The organism is Methylophilus sp. DMC14 (genome assembly GCF_056314085.1).
In genome coordinates this window covers 212,381-229,627 of the sequence record NZ_JBQUZA010000002.1, presented here as the reverse complement: position 1 = coordinate 229,627, position 17,247 = coordinate 212,381, and the positions used below count along the sequence as shown (strand labels likewise).

The window sequence follows — 17,247 nt, the reverse complement described above, 5'->3', positions numbered from 1 at the left end:
GAGAATTATGACGAAAAGTCTCTCCTAAAGCGCTGATGAAGTGAATCCACTTTTTAATTATTTAATAGTGATATGGTAATCTTTAATTGTTAAGACTTGATAGGAAGGTGAGTTTTAACAATGACTAAATTTAATTGAATGGAAGAAAAATGAGAAAAATAATTTCGATGGTGTTCATGCTTGGCTTGGTCGGATGCGCTACGGTACAAAAACCAGTGGCACTCGACAATCACTTCTGGGAGAACCGCAAACCTGTTATTGGTATTGCTAAAACAACGGCGCCCAAACCTGATGCATATATGACAGGGAATATGGGGGTGTTAGATATCGCGATTAATCGCGGTAATGCAAAATCGTTGATTACGCATTTGGAAAAGATGGATACATCCAAATTGCAGTCAATGGATAACGAATTTATGGCCCAATTACAGGCAAGGGGCTTTCAGGTTAAAAAAATTGACCAAGCCATAGATTTGAACAAGATGCAAAAGTTTTCAGGCAAGTCGGAAACGACTCAATATGCGGAATACGATTTTCGCAACTTGAAATCAAACAATATTGATTACGTATTGCTGTTAGATGTAGAGCGTATTGGTACGATTAGAAATTATTACGGATTCATGCCTTTAGGGGCGCCGATGGCAGATTTTAAGTACAAGGGATATTTGGTGGATCTGAATACCAACGAGCTGAAATGGTATGTGGATGATGTCAGCAATATGCCGATTTCTGAGCCTTGGGATCAGGCCCCCAGTTTTAACAATGTCACTGCCGCGGTGAGTACCAATCTGGATCGAGGGATCGATAGTCTGGGAAGTTCTTTTTTTGGTGGTAATTTGAAATAGTTAGGGCGCTGTCTGGCTGATGATTTGTGCTTTTGGGATCGAAATCAGCTGGGCAGCATCATGGGCAAACATGCGGCCGACAATGCGGTCAGGGGTTTCAGCCAATGGAAACAAATGATTTTGACTGGTTTTGCCAGAATGGCTATCGATAAAAGAGATATCCCTCATGGCTGATCCTGGACCGGTTTTCCAGTTTTTATCAATAAAGTCCTGGATAAATATCTCAGCCGACACTTGTAAACCATTCCTGATGGACTGTTTCAAGCGTTCACCGCCATTTTGTGTCCAGCTTGCTTTCAAAAACGTTTTATCCTGGCTGATGACTTGATCAGAGATATATTTAATCTCTGATAAATAAAATGGGTTTACTTTATCTTTAACCCATAATCTGGGGCTGGTTTCAAAGCAAAGCGATTGAAGCTTGCTATCAAAATAAATGCGATTCTCGAAAGTCAGGATGTAGTTCTCTTTAATTCTAACGAGTAAGCCTGCCTGGTTAAGTGAGTTTCTAGATTCAACATTCTCAAACTCAAATTGGGTATTCGCAAGATGCTGTGAAAGCTGCTTTTGTAGTGCCAGGCTAAATTCTTGGTTAATATCAATGGATTGCAAGATTGAACTTAACTCGGTATTAAATCTTGCAGCGGCATCATTTTCTTTCGAGTTTTGGCTGTTAAGCAGGCTGGTGGCGATAAACGCGCCAACCAGAGATGAAATCGGGTCTGCCCCTGGCACTTGTGGCGTTGCAATAAATGCTGCAGTGTGGCGTGAAATCGGCAAAATGCTGAATTTGTTGGTGTGCATCATGATGTGTAACGCATCCACCTTTGCATGAAACTCAGGAATTTCCATCGAAACCGAATGCTGGTAATGATTCTCTTCAGCGTGAAGATGGGTTGCGATGAACAGTCCTAGTAATGCCAGATTTTTATACATTTTGGGCCCCACAAAAGCACAAGGTTAGCTAAGCACGACGCCAGGTGGTGCCTTGAGGCGTATCTTCCAGAATCACGCCTGCTTCAGACAGGGCTTTGCGAATCCGGTCGGCCTCGGCATAGTTCTTGGCTGTTTTTGCGGCGATGCGTGCACTGATCATGCCTTCAATATCCAGGCTAGTGCTGCCGGTGTCGCCTTGCATAAAGCTTTCCGGGTCACGTTGTAGCAAGCCGATAATCGCAGCCAATTGTTTCAGTAATGCGGCGGTGGTCGCAGATTTATCTTTATTGAGATCGTTGGCAAGTTCAAACAAGGCGGCAATCGCCTCTGGGGTGTTGAAGTCGTCATTCATGGCTGCCTTAAATTTGGCCGCTTGCGGTTGTTGCCAGTCGATCTCACATGCATCGACCTTAATCCCGCGCAAGGCTGTGTACAGGCGGGTCAGCGAGGCCTTGGCATCATCTAGGTGCTTGTCAGAGTAATTAAGCGGGCTGCGGTAATGCGCGCGCAGAATAAAGAAGCGCACGACCTCGGGGTCATATTTTTCCAGCACTTCACGGATGGTGAAAAAGTTGCCCAGTGATTTGGACATTTTTTCGTCATCGACCCGCACAAAGCCATTGTGCATCCAGTAGTTGGCCATGGCGCAGTCGTGGGTGGCTTCGGATTGGGCAATTTCATTTTCATGGTGCGGGAACTGCAGGTCCTGCCCACCACCATGAATATCAAAGTGCTGGCCGAGATGGGCGGCACTCATGACCGAGCATTCAATATGCCAGCCGGGACGGCCATTGCCCCAGGGGGATTCCCAGTAGGGTTCGCCAGGTTTGACGGATTTCCACAACACAAAGTCCAGCGGGTCTTGTTTGAAGCTATCGACTTCTACGCGTTCACCCGCGCGCAGGTCTTCCAGGCTTTTGCCTGAGAGCTTGCCGTAATCATTAAAGCTGCGTACTTTGTAAAAAACATCGCCATTTTGTGCCTGATAAGCAAAGCCTTTGTCTATGAGTTTGCTGATCATGTCTAGCATGCCTTGCACATGTTCGGTTGCGCGTGGTTCAAGGTCAGGGCGCAAAATGCCAAGCTTGGCCGAGTCCTCGTCCATGGCGGTAATAAAACGCTGCGTCAGACTTTGGATGGTTTCATTGTTTTCGTTGGCACGTTTGATGATTTTGTCGTCAATATCGGTGATATTGCGTACATATGTCACTTGATAGCCAGTGGCGCGCAGCCAGCGCGCCACCATGTCAAACACCACCATGACGCGGGCATGTCCCAAGTGGCAAAAGTCATACACGGTCATGCCGCAGACATACATCTTTACCTGGTTGGGCTGAATCGGCTTGAAATCTTGCTTGCTGCGTGTAAGGGTGTTGTAAAGTTTTAGCATGCGAATGAAATTGAAGAAGGGTGGATGCGTGATAAAATTAGCAGAAATAGTCTGGTGTTTAATTGGTGTTAAGCAGGCAGGCTGCAGTTTTGCCTAAAACAGTCCATTGCTTGATCAGGTTGTTGTGGTTGAGCCGACGCCAAACACAAAATGATGTGTAATTCGTCTGCATATTCACCTAATTTTGCACTGTCTCTAGTACAATCCGAGTATAACATACTGATAAAAATCAACGATTACCCAGGTAATAGCTCATGAACGCAACATTAAAAAAATATTTACTCGTGCTTGGCGTCTTTTTAAGCCAAGCGGCCTTCTCCGATGCCGTGCTGGCCGGTCAAACCAATGTCGAATTGCGCGAAATCAACCAGCTCTCGGAACAAGGGAATCAGGCGGCAGCGCTTGATAAGGTGAACAATTATCTGGCTGCCAACCCGAAAAATGCTGAAGCCATGTTTATGCGTGGCGTGATTTTGGTCGAGTTGGGCAAGCGAGATGAAGCGATCAAGGCTTTTACCGAGTTGACGGACAAATATCCTAGCCTGCCTGAGCCTTATAACAACCTGGCCGTGTTGTATGCGGATCAGGGGCAATATGACAAAGCGAGAAAAGCGCTGGAGTCTGCCATCAAAACGCATCCAAGTTATGCCACGGCCCATGAGAATCTGGGCGATATTTATGCACGTCTGGCCTCTGAGGCTTATGACAAGGCGCTCAAGCTGGATACTTCAAATAGCCGTGCGCAGAATAAGCTGGCCATGATTACGGATCTGTTCGGCGGAAAACGTGCGCAAGCGCGTCCGGCGACAGCTGTACCACCTGCCGCGAGCGTATCTCCTACGCCGCCCACCAATAATGCGTTTGTGAATCCACCGGCAGCGGTGACGCCACCGGTTGCGACCGCCCCTGTGACAAATAATCCTCCTGTGACAGAGACTAAAAAACCGGTCGTCACTGAGGTAAAACCGCAGGAGATCAAGCCGGCTGAGCCGAAATCTGTCGAGCCGAAGGTTGCTGAGTCCAAGCCAACAGAATCTAAATCTGCCGACAGTAAATCATCTGCACAACTCGAGCGCGCAGTGTTGGATGCGGTAAACGCCTGGGCGGATGCTTGGGAGGCACAAAATGTCGAGCGCTATCTGAACAGCTATGCCAAAGATTTTAAAACACCCGCAGGTGAGCCGCGCAAACAGTGGGAATCCACGCGTCGTGATCGCGTGAGCCGGCCAAGTAAAATTTCTGTCAAGTTGAGCAATATCGATGTCAGGATGGAAGGCGACAGCAAGGCAAAAGTCACCTTCCGTCAGGCCTATAAAGCAACCGGCCTGGATGCGAACTCAAACAAAACACTCAATATGGTCAAAGAAGGTGGTCGCTGGTTGATTCAGCAAGAGCGTGTAGGCAAGTTTTAAATTGGCGATCTTGCTTCAGGGTACCTCTTGCGTGATGCATGATGGTGTTCTTGAGGCGAGTCAAACCAAAGCCGCACTGCGGCGCCTGGGAGCCTGAGCACACGGGTTTTTACTGAAACAATTGTATAATCATGGTATGAGTCGGTTGAGAAAGTACTGTTGTATTGCGTTTGTCAGCGCTGCGCTTTTGCCCTGGAATGCAACTGCGGTTAACCATGAGGCGTTAACCGCCAGGTTGTTCATGCAAAGCAAAAACACCAATGCGGTAGAGCGCATGCTGGTGCAAACCTTGCAGTCTATTAAAGAAGGTCATGTGCAACAGGCGCTGGATTACGTCGATCAGTTACTCGCCATCTCTCCCAATTTTGCACTGGCGCACTTGATTCATGGCGATCTCTTATCCGCCAAAGCCAGAATCCTGCATGGCTTTGGCGATGCGCATGTCGCCGATGTCAGCCGTATCCAAGACTTCAAAGAAGAAGCCGAGATTCGGATTCGTAATTACTTTGACCGCAATCGTGGCTTGACCCAACCCAATCTGCTGGTTGAGTTGTCCGAAAAACAAAGCCATGTCCTGTTTGTCGATACCGCACGCTCCCGTGTCTATGTCTACGAAAAAGGCAATGACAATGAGCTCAAGTACATGGCTGACTACTATGTCACGATAGGAAAAAATGGCATCGGCAAAAAAGACCAAGGCGACAAACGCACACCGATTGGTGTGTATTTTGCCTCGCGCAAACTGAACCGTCCCTTACCAGATTTGTATGGCGATGCGGCTTATCCGCTCAACTACCCGAACGAAATAGATAGCTACGAGCGTAAAACAGGCTCCGGGATCTGGATTCATGGCACGCCACGCGATACCTACAGCCGTCCGCCAAGGGCCAGTGATGGCTGTGTTGTGTTGTCCAATCCTGACATGCAAGCGTTGCAAGGTATTTTGCAAGCAGGCAATACGCCCGTGGTAATCGGGGTGGATTTTCAATGGGTGACACCGGAATCGGCCCGCCAGCAAGATCGTGCCAAGGCTGATCTCAAACAGGCGATCGAGCGCTGGCGTAAAGACTGGATGGCGCAAAATACAGAGGCTTATCTGTCGCACTACACGCCTGACTTCTTTTATTCGGACGGTGATTTGTCTAAATGGGCCAGTTACAAACGCCAGATTCAAGCGTCCAAGCCCAAGGTCAATATCAATTTGTCTGATGTCAGCATGTTCACCTATCCGAACGCCAAGCGCAATATGGTGGTCGTAGACTTTGAGCAGGAATATATTAGCGCTGCGCTCAGAAATGTCATGAAAAAACGGCAGTACTGGGTGCAGGAAAACGGTGAATGGAAAATTCTTTACGAAGGATCAGCTTAATGCGTGTGTGGTCAAAATTAGTAGGTGTGTGCTTGATGTTGGCTGTGAATCTGGCGATTGCAGCAACGCAGGTCATGTTTGAAACCAATCAGGGTAATTTTACGGTAGAGGTTTATCGTGACAAGGCACCTAAAACCGTGGATAACTTTTTGCAGTATGTGAAAGACGGTTTTTACAGCAATACCATTTTTCATCGTGTGATTGGCCGTTTCATGATTCAGGGCGGAGGCTTTGACCGTGACCTCAACGAAAAACCGACCCGCGCACCCGTCGTCAATGAGGCGGCCAATGGGTTGATCAACCAGACTGGCACGATTGCCATGGCCCGTACACCAGACCCTAACTCGGCCACCGCCCAGTTTTTCATCAATGTTGCAGATAACCAGTTTTTGGATTACACCAGCCCGGAACCAGACCGTATCGGCTACTGTGTCTTTGGCAAAGTGGTGTCTGGCATGGATGTGGTATTCAAGATCAGCAACTTACCGACAGGTAACCAGCGCGGTTTTTCGGATGTGCCCTATCGTACGGTCATCATCAAACGTGCAACGATAGTCAATTAATTGAGCTTATTGATTGTCGCAACCTTTAATCAACGGAGAATATTTTGGTCAAACTGACGACTAACTTTGGCGATATTACGCTAGAACTCAACGCAGAAAAAGCACCGATCACGGTCGCTAACTTTTTAAGCTATGTAGAAAAAGGCTTTTATGATGGCGTGATTTTTCATCGCGTGATCAAAGACTTCATGATTCAAGGCGGTGGCTTTGATGTCGACATGAAGCAAAAACCAACTGACGCGCCGATCAAAAACGAAGCCGATAATGGCCTCAGCAATGACAAATATACCATTGCCATGGCACGTACCATGGTGCCAGACTCAGCGTCTGCCCAGTTTTTCATCAACGTGAAAGATAACGATTTCCTCAACTTTAGCGCACCCACCACTCAAGGTTGGGGTTACTGCGTGTTCGGTAAAGTGGTCGAAGGCATGGATGTCGTGGATAAAATCACAGTAGTCAAAACAGCTAGCCGCGCTGGTCATCAGGATGTGCCCGTTGAATCTGTGGTGATTGAAAAAGCAGTTGTGGTTGCCTAGGGCATGACCACCTGGATCATTTCTGATCTGCACTTGAGTGCGCAAAGGCCTGCGGTAACGCAGGCTTTTTTGCATTGGCTAGACACTGTGGTTAGTCAGGCCAGCGCATTGTATATTCTGGGTGATTTTTTTGAGGTCTGGGTGGGTGATGACCTGCTGCAAGACGCCGAGTATGGCCGAGCATTTTTGCCAGTCGTCCAGGCGCTTAGGGCTTTATCAGCACAAGGGGTTCAGCTTTATTTCATGCATGGCAACCGCGACTTCTTAATCGGGGATGCCTTTGCTCAAGCCTGTGGCCTCACTTTACTCAAAGACCTTGCACGCTTGCAGATGGCAGGCAAAAGCATTCTGTTGAGTCATGGGGATGCGCTATGCACGGACGATGTGGCTTATCAGCAATTTCGTCAGCAGGTGCGCAGTCCGGCCTGGCAACACGCTTTTCTGTCGCAGCCGTTGGCAGCACGTATTGCCTTTGCCCAAGAAGCGCGTAGCCAGAGTGCGCAAAACAAAGCCAGCCAAAGCATGCAGATCATGGATGTGAATGGCGAGGCGGTCAATCAGCTGATTCGAGATGCCGACTATCCGGATGTGTTGTTGCATGGCCATACACACCGGCCAGCGAGACATCCTTTGCTGGTCGATCAGCATGCCTGTGAGCGTTGGGTGTTAGGGGATTGGCACGAAATCGCAGTGGTGGCACGTTTAGATGCTGCTGAAATGCAGTTAGTGACGTTATCACTTGATGCGTAATTGCTATTTTTTGTGACTTACTCACTCCGCACATAAAAAAGACAGCGCTTTTAAGCGCTGTCTTTTTTATGTCAGATCCAGGTTCAAACCGTCAAAGAATTACTTTTTGACTTGTTGACCAAATTCATGCGGACGGACTTGCGCGGCGACTTTATCCAAGACGCCATTGATATATTTATGGCCGTCTATGCCACCATAAGCTTTGGCGAGCTCCACGCCTTCATTGATCGCGACCCGGTACGGGATGCTGACATCAAACATCAGTTCATAACCTGAAATACGCAAAATGGCATGTTCGATTGGACTCAGTTCTTCGAGTTGACGGTCAATAAACTGTCCGATCATGGCGTCGATCTGCTCGGTTTGCTCAAGTACCCCGGTTAGCAGTTGCTTGAAATAGGCTTCATCTGCTTTGAAATAGTCCGGGTCATCCAAACTGTCCAGGCGCAGTTGTTTGACGTCGCCCGCATTCATACGGTTTCGATACAGGGCCTTGAGCGCCAGCTCACGCGATTTACGGCGGTTTTTACTGCCTTTGCTTTTGCTGGGTGCTGCCTGATCAGCACTCATAGTGCATTCACCAGATTGGCCATTTCAATCGCCACTTGTGCAGCTTCCGCGCCTTTGATGGCCATGCGAGCTTCGGCTTGCTCGTCGTTTTCGGTGGTCAGGATGGCGTTGGCGACGGGCACGCCAGTGTCACGCTGCACTTCGGAAATGCCGCGCGCGGATTCGTTGGACACCACTTCAAAGTGGTAGGTTTCGCCGCGGATAATCGCGCCCAGGGCAATCAAGGCATCGAAGTTTTCTGACAGCGCCATGTGCTGCAGAATCAGGGGCGTTTCGAGCGCACCAGGGACACTGGCAAGCGTAATATCTTCGGCAGCGACGCCTAATTTAAGCAGTTCTTGTTCGCAGGCGTTAAGCAAACCTGCACCGATATTGTCGTTAAAACGGGAAAGAACGATACCGATTTTTTTACCGGTACCGTCCAGATTTTGGGCAATTTTGTTCACTTTGAGTCCGTGGGTTAACACATAAAAGTGCTATTTTAACCCAAACGGCTGCTTTACGGATTATGCGAACAATGACCAGGCTTTTTGTACGGTCATCCAGATGCCGTAACTGATGGGGATCAGTACCGCCAGCCAGGCCAGTTTTACCAGTATGGCAGGTGTTGGCGTATCCGCGTTAGCCAGACTGACTGCGTTATCTGCCGGTTTTTTGCCACTTTGCTGTTCAGCTGCCAGTTCGCTGTCGGACATGAAGTATTTGTCTGCCACTGGCCGGACCAGCAAATTGGCCGTGAAGCCCACCCCAAGCAAAGCCGCCAGCGTCATGAATATCGGCGCATAAATGTCTGCATACGGAACATGAGCCTCCAGCCTTACATCGTGCATGTAGTTGACGATGACGGGCCCCAAAATCCCTGCGGTCGACCAGGCGGTTAACAGGCGGCCATGAATCGCACCGACAAACTGCGTGCCAAACAGGTCTGCCAGGTAGGCGGGAATGGTCGCAAAGCCGCCGCCGTACATGGAGGCGATCACACAAAACACCAGTAGGAACAAGGCTAGTTGATGATGGTTGGCGGCGTAGGTGCCGCAGACATACATCATGATACCCAGCACAAAAAAGATAAAGTAAGTGGTTCTACGCCCCAGCTTATCGGAAGAGGTGGCCCAGCCGATACGGCCAAAAATATTGAACAGCGAAATGAGACCGACAAAGCCTGCGCCAACTGCGGCGGCTGTGGCGGTTAATGCTTCGTCTGCCTTGATCTCGGCAAAGCCCAGTTGTGGCTGGCCTATCAATACGCCACCAAAGGTCTCTTGTAACATGGGCGCCGCTGCGCCAATAATACCGATGGCTGCGGACACATTCATGCACAAAATCAGCCATAACAACCAGAATTGTGGCGTTTTGTGGGCATTTTTCAAGTGTACATGCCGGGTGGCTACCAGTCGGTTGTGTTGTACATCAGGTGGCGTCCAGCCAGCAGGTTTCCAGTTGGCGGCGGGGACACGGTAACCCAGCGAACCACAAGTCATGAATACCGCGTAAATCAGTGCCAGCACCACAAAGGTTTGCCAGACTCCAGGGTCTGTCGGTGTGGCAAACATCGCCATCAGCTTGGTGGCGAGGGGCGAGCCTATCATGGCACCCCCGCCGAAGCCCATAATCGCCAGGCCGGTCGCCATGCCGCGACGATCAGGGAACCATTTAATCAGCGTGGAAACCGGCGAGATGTAGCCCAGGCCCAAGCCGATGCCGCCGATGACCCCGCTACCCAGCCACATCATCCAGAGTTGATGCTGGTGTATGCCCAGCGCCGAAATCAGTAACCCCCCACACCAGCAAAGCATGGCTACCAGCCCGGCTTTACGCGGTCCTGCCCGTTCTAGCCAGCCGCCCCAAACGGCGGCCGAGCAGCCAAGCAAGACAAAAAATAAGGTATACATCCAGCCCAGATCAAACTGGGTCCAGTTACAGTCGGTGGCAGTCAATGCTTTTGCGGTGCCTGTCAATTTGTCGGCGAAGTTGGTTGCGCCCGCAGCACAGGCGGCAACAGGTTTGCCATCTGGCCCGGTCAACGCATTGCCCAACGGTTTCCAGAACACGCTGAAGCCATAAGCCATACCTATTGAAAGATGTACTGCCAATGCCGCTGGCGGTACCAGCCAGCGATTAAACTGATTGCCAGCTGTAATATGTTCTTTGGAAAGATTAATCAAGATAAAGCCCCTCATTTAAGTCTGTTACATATTGTTACAATTTGCCTCAAAAGGCAATAACCGTCTTGATTAAATTTATGTGATGTTGTCATTAAAATGTCATAATTCATTCATAAACTGGCGAGCATTCAATTAAGTAGTTTGATCTCAATATTGCTCGAAGGGAGTGTCATGGCTGCAGCGAATATTTTGGTGGTAGAAGACGAACCGGCGATCCAGGAATTGCTGGCGTTGAATATCAAACAGGCGGGGCATCATGCTATCCGTGCCACCAGCGTTGAACATGCACAAATGTTGTTACGCGAAACGATGCCAGACCTGATTTTGCTGGACTGGATGTTGCCTGGCATGAGCGGAATCGAGTTTGCGCGCAGGCTTAAATCTGACAGCATGACCAAAGAAGTGCCGATTATCATGCTCACTGCCCGCGGCGATGAGTTTGACAAGGTGCGTGGTCTCGAAGTGGGGGCGGATGATTATGTGACCAAGCCATTCAGCCCGCGTGAATTAAATGCACGCATCAAGGCCGTGTTGCGCAGACGCGCGCCGCAGATGACAGATGATCCGATTGAAATTGCCGGCTTGCATCTGGACCCGACTACTCATCGTGTGACCGGTCACAATGTCCATATTCCACTGGGCCCTACCGAATTCAAGCTGCTGCATTTCTTTATGACCAATCCTGAGCGCGTGCATAGTCGTACGCAACTGCTGGACAAGGTGTGGGGTGACCGTGTCTTTGTTGAAGACCGTACCGTGGATGTGCATATCCGTCGTTTACGCAATGCACTGGTGGCCTCCAATCATCAGGAAATGATTCAGACTGTCCGTGGTTCAGGCTACCGTTTCTCCGTGCATACCGATCCTGGTACGCAATAAGCATTCTTCCTTAATTTGACAAAATACGAGCAAGACCATGGGTCTTGCTCTACCATCCGGCAGGGTGTCGTGATACGCTTGCGCCTGTTTCATTTTTTTAATGGCAAGGCCCATGAACGCTGCTACAGATGCTTCCTCGAATGAGTCACTTTACCGCTGGTTGATCCGGCTGTTTTGGCTTGTGCTGGTCGCATGGGTGGCGTTGACCTTCCGTCAGCATGGCATCAGTAATGATGAATATGTGCAGCATACCTATGGTCAGATGCTGCTTGACTGGTATCAGTCGGGATTCAAGGACCAGGACGCTTTTCATTACCGTAATCTTTATCTCTATGGCGGACTGTTCGATATTATTGCGGCCGCACTAGACCCCTACATCCCGATCATGATCTGGGATATCCGTCATCTGCTTTCTGCCTTGTTTGGTTTGCTTGGTTTTTATGGCGTCTCCCAATTTGGCCGGCTGCTAGGTGGCCCCCGTCTGGCACTGTTGGCGATGGCCATGTTGTTTTTGACCGTGTCGTGGTCAGGCACCATGTTTACCCATACCAAAGATGTTCCGTTTGCGACCTGCATGCTGTGGGCGCTGTATGCCACCGCATTGGTAGTGCGCGACATGGAACTGGTGAGTGGCAGAGTCATTGTCCTGCTCGGTTTTGCAGTCGGCGGTGCGCTTGGCTTGCGCGTAGGCGGCGCTTTTGCCGTGATTTATCTGGTTTTGCTGGTCATGCTGCGGGCATGGCTTGATCATAGGCAGCTGCACACCCCAGTATTTTCGCGCTTGTTGCGTATGTTGTGGGTGTTGTTGCCTGCGGCGGTGCTGGCGTTTGTGTTTATGGCCATGTGCTGGCCGTGGAGCGTGATCAAGGCGGACAACATACTGGAGGCGGCCAAGTCGTTCTCCCATTTTGACTTTAATATGCAAACCATCGCCAACGGGGTGGTTTATAACATCAGCGAGGTTCCACGCAGCTATTTGTTCCAGTATCTGGCAGTGAAGTTGCCTGAGGCAGCGCTACTGGCGTTTGCCGGGGTCTCAGTGCTCTGGCTGGTGAATAGACGGTCACTGCGTCTGGCTAGCATCGTAACACGCATGACTATGTATACGCTGTTGATGGGCATCCTGTTTCCGCTGGTCTTTGTCATGGATGACCGTCCAGCTTTGTACAATGGTGTCCGTCACTTTACCTTTATCTTGCCCTTGCTGGCCATCTTGTCTGCCTGGTCTGTGCTAGCGGTTTGGCAGGCCTGCGTGCAGTGCACATCGTCCTTGCATTATCACGCACAGGCGCTGTGGGCGGGTGTTATCGCCGGGCTCATGCTGGTGACGCTGGTGGATATTGTGCAATTGCATCCTTATCAATATGTCAGGTTGAATCGTCTGGTCGGCGATCAGGCACAAGCACAATTCAAGTGGGAGGGCGATTACTGGTCCAGCGCCCTGCGGGCGGCTGCGGCCCAACTCACGGCCCTGCATTTGCCCGCGCGCACCCAGCCTTATTGGGTGGCTGCCTGTGTGGACACGCCGCAAATTGAGCCCTATCTGGATGGTCGCTTCAGTGTCACCCGCCGCTGGGAGGAAGCAGATTTTTTCCTCTCTACCACCAATATGCATTGCCACGAGGTCATGCAAGGCAAACTCATCAGTGGCGTCCAGCGCGAAGGCATGTGGCTGGCGGTGGTTAAGGACCGTCGTCACTTAGATGGTGGGGATCGCAAGGCGACGCCAGCCAAAAACTAATCGCAATCCGCTACAATAGTCCCAGTTATTTTTGAGTATGACAACATGACCACTGCTGTTAGCCATCGCCAATCTGCCCAGCCGCATATGACGGTGATGGTGCCTGCCTACAACGAAGAAAAAAATATTGCAAAAACTTTGCAAAATATCCGGCATGATTTGCAGCAAATGTCGCCCAATTGGGACATTGTCGTGGTGGATGACGGTAGCCGTGATCAGACCTCTCTCGTGGTGCAGTCCCTGGTAGAAGAGTGTCGTGTGACCCTGGTCAAGTTTTCCCGCAACTTTGGCAAGGAAAACGCCATCAGCGCTGGCCTGACTTATGCCAAGGGTGAGATCGTCATTTGTATGGATGCCGATGGCCAGCATGCCTCGGATCTGATGTACACCATGCTGGAAAAGTGGCGGGAGGGATATGACATGGTCTATGCCGTGCGTCAGGACCGTGAGCAGGAATCGCCTTTCAAACTCTGGGGATCTCGGCTGTTTTATCGCATGATGAGTAGCAGTACCCATGTGGAAATCCCACGCGACGCCGGTGATTTCCGCCTCATGGACCGTAAAGTGGTCGATGCGCTGAGTGCACTGCCAGAACGCAACCGCTTCATGAAAGGTATCTATGCCTGGGTTGGCTACAAGTCGATCGGCATTCCGTACATCCCATTGCCGCGGTTGCATGGTGAAAGTGCTTATTCAAAACTCAAGCTGATTGCCTTGGCCTGGACTGGCATTACCAGTTTCTCGGTGTTGCCTTTACGTCTGGCCAGCCTGACTGGTGCCACCCTGGCTATTCTGGCGTTTGCCTATGGTTTGCTGGTGGTCATTGATGCGCTATTTTTTCATGAGTCTGTCCCTGGATGGCCCACGGTGGTCGCCAGCATGATGTTCCTGTCTGGTGTACAGTTGTTGTTTATCGGCGTGCTTGGTGAATATCTGGCACGTGTCTATGATGAGGTCAAAGGGCGGCCACCCTACATTGTGGCAGAAGTCGTCACGCCTGCACCGTCAGCGGATTCCCGCTAAGCGTCCCATGCGTGCCTCAGTACTCGGGTTTGTCAGTGTTGGTGCCTTCGCGGCTGCCGTCCATTATGTCATGGCGCTACTGGCTCATGCCTGGGGCCTGTCACCGGCACAGGCGAATTGGATCGGTTTCTTATGCGCATTTCCGGTCAGTTACCTCGGTCATCGGCTATGGTCTTTTCGCGGCACACAAGCCAATCATCTGGCGGCATTCTGCAAGTTTTTTGCGGTGGCCTTATTGGGGTTCTTTGGTAATCAGGCCCTGTTATGGCTGGGGCTGAACTATACGCCGCTGCCTTTCTGGCTGGTGCTCGGCTGCGTGATGGTGATGGTCGCGGCAAGCACCTGGCTGCTCAGCCGCTTTTGGGCATTTCAACACCATGAGGGCCAAGCATGACGCAGCTCATTATTTGTGCAGATGATTATGCGCAGTCCGCCGCGATTGATGACGCCATCCTGGCCTTGATCGAGCGCGGCGTATTGACCGCCACCTCTTGCATGACCCTGAGTCCGCGCTGGCAAGAGAGTGCCGGGTATCTCACGCCAGCCATCCGCAATTTGGCAGATATTGGCTTGCATCTTGATTTCACGCAGTACGCGCACACCTCACGCTTTGCACATCCTGTCCTGATCATGCGCAGCCTGTGCGGCATGCTCAACCCTGCAGATGTGACGGCGAATATCACACAGCAACTGGATGCCTTTGAAGCGGCTTTGCACACGCCGCCTGATTATATCGATGGGCACTTGCATGTGCACCAGTTGCCAGTGATCCGCGAATCGTTGATCGCTGTCATGCAACAACGCTATGGCCATCTGCCCGTGGATCAACGTCCCTGGCTGCGTATTTCCAGCCCGCCAGCAGCAACCGGTCTCAAGGCGCGCATTATTCATTGGCTAGGCGCACAAGCCTTGCAGCGACAGGCAAGTGCGGCTGGTTTCCGGGTCTCGCCAGTCTTATTAGGCGTCTATGATTTTCAGGGCGATGCTGCCGCCTATCAGGCGCACTGGATAGAATGGGCAAGACAACTTAAGCATCTGAGGCCTGCCATGCAAAACGAATTGCCACCTGTGCTCATGTGCCATCCTGCCCGGCCAACACAGACGTTAGATCCCTTGGACCCCATCGCCATTGCGCGCATGATCGAGTGGCAAGTCATGCAGTCCGCCGATTTTTCAGCCTGGCTTAAGATGGCGGACCTGCAACCAGTCAAAGGCCACCCGAAAGGCCTGCCATGCGCGTAATCACCGCCTGGCTCAGCCAGGCCTCGTGGATCCAGCAAACCGTTCTTTCATGCCTGTTAGGCGCGTTAACGGTGTTTGGTTTTGCGCCGTTTAATCTGTTTTGGTTACCGTGGCTGACGCTGGCAGCGTTGCTGCTACTTTGGCAGCAGGCGGCCACCCCCGCGCAAGTGTTCAGGCTGGGCCTGGCGTTTGGCTTGGGCTTATACGGTGTTGGTATCTACTGGATTTATATCAGCCTGCATACCTTTGGCGGCATGCCCTGGTGGTTTGCCGGTTTTTGTACCTTTTGCCTGTGCGCCTTCATGGCACTGTTCCCGGCCCTCGCCGGTTATCTGGCAAAAAAAGTCGGTCATCTGCTATGGTCTGCGCCACTGCTGTGGGCCTTGTCCGACTGGGTGCGTAGCTGGATTTTTACCGGGTTCCCCTGGTTGACTCTGGGCTACAGTCAGGCCCCAGACAGTCCACTCACCGGCTTTCTGCCTGTTGTTGGCGTCTATGGTGTCTCTGCCTTGCTCATGCTGGGTGCCGCCAGTCTTGCTTGCCTGCAGATCACGCCGCAGCGTAAACCGGCCTTCATCATGCTCGCGCTATTGTGGCTAGGCGGCAGCCTGCTGACACTGGTGCCGTGGACGCAGCCTACGGGAAAACCTGTCTCGGTCGCCTTGCTGCAAGGCAATATTAGCCAAACCATCAAATGGTCGCCTGAGCACGCGGAACAGACCTTGCGACAGTATTTCGACATGGTGCAGCAAACCCAGGCCCAATTGATTGTGCTGCCCGAAACCGCCTTGCCGGTGCTGCTCGACCAACTTGCGCCCAGCTATCTCGATGCTCTCAAACAGCACGCAGTACAGCAAAAAGGCGACCTCTTGGTCGGCGTTGTTGAGTCCAAACAAGACCAGTACTTTAATAGCGCCATCAGCCTGGGCAGCTCTCCCACACAGTCTTACTCCAAAAGCCACCTGGTGCCTTTTGGCGAATTTATTCCGCTTAAAAGCCTGTTCGGCTGGATCTACCGTGACTGGCTGCATATGCCGCTCAGCGATTTATCCCGCGGCACATCGAAACAGCCATTGCTGATTGCCGGGCAAAAAGTCGGTGTCAATATTTGCTATGAAGACGTGTTTGGCGAAGAAATTGCCCAGCAACTGCCGCAAGCCGAGCTCTTGGTCAATATCAGCAACGATGCCTGGTACGGACAATCGTTTGCGGCCGACCAGCATATGCAATTCAGCCAGGTGCGCGCCATTGAAACCGGGCGGATGGTGTTGCGCAGCACCAATACGGGCGCAACCGCCATCATCGATAAAAATGGCCAGGTATTGCAGCATGCACCGCATGATGAGGCGGTGATCTTGACGGGGGAAGCGCAGAGCTGCCAAGGAAAGACGCCTTATGTTTGGTGGGGGAATTGGGCGTTTTTGGTCTTGAGTGCGGCAGGATTGATCTGGATTAGGGTGAGAAGGTAATTCTTGCTGCTTGCGTTTGCGGATTGAAGTAGACCAGTCTTGTCTGAGTGCAGCCAGGTCTGCGTGGATTTGGTAGGCGATTCTTAGGGCATTCTGTGTCCACATCATGGTTGATTGATAGAGTAGTAGGGTGGGCATGGATGCCCACGCGGATAGTTGCTTGTAATCTGTGATGTTCTATTTCGCCCCTCGGCGAGTGATTTTTCTTTGCTTGCCCAAAGAACAAGTCAGCAAAAGAAAGTGCACCCGAGTTTCCGCTGATTCCCTGCGGTGTTCGGCTTAGGGATTTCGTCCATTGTTTTGCCGGACTGAGGCTAGGCACTCGCGAAACTCATGTTGGCTAGAGCTGCCAAT

17 protein-coding genes are annotated in these 17,247 nt (G+C 51.1%); 12 read left to right on the top strand and 5 right to left on the bottom strand.

Annotated features, from left to right (window positions below; genetic code table 11):
- Nucleotides 1–149 precede the first annotated feature (149 nt).
- Nucleotides 150–845 carry a hypothetical protein gene (locus ACT53C_RS05335; protein WP_476145182.1) on the top strand — a complete coding sequence of 232 codons (696 nt, stop codon included), beginning with the start codon at nucleotides 150–152 and terminating at the stop codon, nucleotides 843–845.
- On the opposite strand, the gene ACT53C_RS05330 is transcribed toward ACT53C_RS05335, so the two are convergent.
- Nucleotides 846–1,781, bottom strand: a complete 936-nt coding sequence (locus tag ACT53C_RS05330) for a hypothetical protein (protein WP_476145181.1) — start codon at nucleotides 1,779–1,781, stop codon at nucleotides 846–848.
- A gap of 28 nt (nucleotides 1,782–1,809) precedes the next feature.
- Complete coding sequence (cysS, locus tag ACT53C_RS05325; RefSeq protein WP_476145180.1) at nucleotides 1,810–3,171, bottom strand: cysteine--tRNA ligase; 1,362 nt, start codon at nucleotides 3,169–3,171, stop codon at nucleotides 1,810–1,812.
- A 254-nt stretch (nucleotides 3,172–3,425) separates the two neighbouring features.
- Between cysS and ACT53C_RS05320 the strand changes: the two genes are divergently transcribed.
- The 5 genes from ACT53C_RS05320 to ACT53C_RS05300 all read left to right on the top strand — a co-directional run bounded on the left by ACT53C_RS05320 (nucleotide 3,426) and on the right by ACT53C_RS05300 (nucleotide 7,804).
- Entirely contained in the window at nucleotides 3,426–4,583 is a 1,158-nt protein-coding gene (locus ACT53C_RS05320; protein WP_476145179.1) for a nuclear transport factor 2 family protein, read from the top strand.
- A 121-nt stretch (nucleotides 4,584–4,704) separates the two neighbouring features.
- On the top strand, nucleotides 4,705–5,952 hold the full coding sequence (locus tag ACT53C_RS05315; RefSeq protein ID WP_476145177.1) for a L,D-transpeptidase family protein: 1,248 nt from the start codon (nucleotides 4,705–4,707) through the stop codon (nucleotides 5,950–5,952).
- On the top strand, nucleotides 5,952–6,515 hold the full coding sequence (locus ACT53C_RS05310; RefSeq protein ID WP_275356634.1) for a peptidylprolyl isomerase: 564 nt from the start codon (nucleotides 5,952–5,954) through the stop codon (nucleotides 6,513–6,515). Before ACT53C_RS05315 ends, ACT53C_RS05310 begins: the two co-directional genes overlap by 1 nt.
- Before the next feature lie 44 nt (nucleotides 6,516–6,559).
- Nucleotides 6,560–7,054, top strand: a complete 495-nt coding sequence (locus tag ACT53C_RS05305; protein WP_476145176.1) for a peptidylprolyl isomerase — start codon at nucleotides 6,560–6,562, stop codon at nucleotides 7,052–7,054.
- A gap of 3 nt (nucleotides 7,055–7,057) precedes the next feature.
- Nucleotides 7,058–7,804, top strand: coding sequence for a UDP-2,3-diacylglucosamine diphosphatase (locus ACT53C_RS05300; protein WP_476145175.1), 747 nt, complete (start codon nucleotides 7,058–7,060; stop codon nucleotides 7,802–7,804).
- Between the two features lie 99 nt (nucleotides 7,805–7,903).
- Here the strand turns inward: ACT53C_RS05300 and nusB are convergent, their stop codons facing one another.
- The 3 genes from nusB to ACT53C_RS05285 are packed head-to-tail and all read right to left on the bottom strand — an operon-like array spanning nucleotide 7,904 to nucleotide 10,554.
- A complete protein-coding gene (gene nusB, locus ACT53C_RS05295; RefSeq protein WP_194749292.1) occupies nucleotides 7,904–8,374 on the bottom strand; it encodes a transcription antitermination factor NusB in 471 nt (156 codons plus the stop codon).
- Nucleotides 8,371–8,820: a 6,7-dimethyl-8-ribityllumazine synthase gene (gene ribH / locus ACT53C_RS05290; protein WP_194749293.1), complete on the bottom strand. Its 450-nt coding sequence runs from the start codon at nucleotides 8,818–8,820 to the stop codon at nucleotides 8,371–8,373. Before ribH ends, nusB begins: the two co-directional genes overlap by 4 nt.
- Nucleotides 8,821–8,880: 60 nt before the next feature.
- Nucleotides 8,881–10,554, bottom strand: a complete 1,674-nt coding sequence (locus ACT53C_RS05285; protein ID WP_476145174.1) for an OFA family MFS transporter — start codon at nucleotides 10,552–10,554, stop codon at nucleotides 8,881–8,883.
- A 156-nt stretch (nucleotides 10,555–10,710) separates the two neighbouring features.
- Here ACT53C_RS05285 and phoB point away from each other — a divergent pair, with 156 nt between their 5' ends.
- The 6 genes from phoB (at nucleotide 10,711) to lnt (ending at nucleotide 16,893) form a co-directional block, all read left to right on the top strand.
- Nucleotides 10,711–11,418, top strand: a complete 708-nt coding sequence (phoB, locus tag ACT53C_RS05280) for a phosphate regulon transcriptional regulator PhoB (RefSeq protein WP_194749295.1) — start codon at nucleotides 10,711–10,713, stop codon at nucleotides 11,416–11,418.
- A gap of 112 nt (nucleotides 11,419–11,530) precedes the next feature.
- A complete protein-coding gene (locus ACT53C_RS05275) occupies nucleotides 11,531–13,159 on the top strand; it encodes an ArnT family glycosyltransferase (protein ID WP_476145172.1) in 1,629 nt (542 codons plus the stop codon).
- Nucleotides 13,160–13,204: 45 nt separating this feature from the next.
- Complete coding sequence (locus ACT53C_RS05270) at nucleotides 13,205–14,182, top strand: glycosyltransferase family 2 protein (RefSeq protein WP_476145170.1); 978 nt, start codon at nucleotides 13,205–13,207, stop codon at nucleotides 14,180–14,182.
- Nucleotides 14,183–14,189: 7 nt separating this feature from the next.
- Entirely contained in the window at nucleotides 14,190–14,576 is a 387-nt protein-coding gene (locus ACT53C_RS05265) for a GtrA family protein (RefSeq protein ID WP_275356639.1), read from the top strand.
- A complete protein-coding gene (locus tag ACT53C_RS05260; RefSeq protein WP_476145169.1) occupies nucleotides 14,573–15,424 on the top strand; it encodes a ChbG/HpnK family deacetylase in 852 nt (283 codons plus the stop codon). The genes ACT53C_RS05265 and ACT53C_RS05260 overlap by 4 nt, the downstream gene beginning before the upstream one ends.
- Nucleotides 15,415–16,893, top strand: coding sequence for an apolipoprotein N-acyltransferase (gene lnt, locus ACT53C_RS05255; protein ID WP_476145168.1), 1,479 nt, complete (start codon nucleotides 15,415–15,417; stop codon nucleotides 16,891–16,893). The genes ACT53C_RS05260 and lnt overlap by 10 nt, the downstream gene beginning before the upstream one ends.
- Nucleotides 16,894–17,247: the final 354 nt, after the last annotated feature.

Excerpts from the sequence above, each read along its gene's own strand:
- ACT53C_RS05335 (WP_476145182.1), top strand. The coding sequence starts at position 150 with ATGAGAAAAATAATTTCGATGGTGTTCATGCTTGGCTTGGTCGGATGC.
- ACT53C_RS05330 (WP_476145181.1), bottom strand. The coding sequence starts at position 1,781 with ATGTATAAAAATCTGGCATTACTAGGACTGTTCATCGCAACCCATCTT.
- cysS (WP_476145180.1), bottom strand. The coding sequence starts at position 3,171 with ATGCTAAAACTTTACAACACCCTTACACGCAGCAAGCAAGATTTCAAG.
- ACT53C_RS05320 (WP_476145179.1), top strand. The coding sequence starts at position 3,426 with ATGAACGCAACATTAAAAAAATATTTACTCGTGCTTGGCGTCTTTTTA.
- ACT53C_RS05310 (WP_275356634.1), top strand. The coding sequence starts at position 5,952 with ATGCGTGTGTGGTCAAAATTAGTAGGTGTGTGCTTGATGTTGGCTGTG.
- ACT53C_RS05300 (WP_476145175.1), top strand. The coding sequence starts at position 7,058 with ATGACCACCTGGATCATTTCTGATCTGCACTTGAGTGCGCAAAGGCCT.
- nusB (WP_194749292.1), bottom strand. The coding sequence starts at position 8,374 with ATGAGTGCTGATCAGGCAGCACCCAGCAAAAGCAAAGGCAGTAAAAAC.
- ACT53C_RS05285 (WP_476145174.1), bottom strand. The coding sequence starts at position 10,554 with ATGAGGGGCTTTATCTTGATTAATCTTTCCAAAGAACATATTACAGCT.
- phoB (WP_194749295.1), top strand. The coding sequence starts at position 10,711 with ATGGCTGCAGCGAATATTTTGGTGGTAGAAGACGAACCGGCGATCCAG.
- ACT53C_RS05275 (WP_476145172.1), top strand. The coding sequence starts at position 11,531 with ATGAACGCTGCTACAGATGCTTCCTCGAATGAGTCACTTTACCGCTGG.
- ACT53C_RS05270 (WP_476145170.1), top strand. The coding sequence starts at position 13,205 with ATGACCACTGCTGTTAGCCATCGCCAATCTGCCCAGCCGCATATGACG.
- ACT53C_RS05265 (WP_275356639.1), top strand. The coding sequence starts at position 14,190 with ATGCGTGCCTCAGTACTCGGGTTTGTCAGTGTTGGTGCCTTCGCGGCT.
- ACT53C_RS05260 (WP_476145169.1), top strand. The coding sequence starts at position 14,573 with ATGACGCAGCTCATTATTTGTGCAGATGATTATGCGCAGTCCGCCGCG.
- lnt (WP_476145168.1), top strand. The coding sequence starts at position 15,415 with ATGCGCGTAATCACCGCCTGGCTCAGCCAGGCCTCGTGGATCCAGCAA.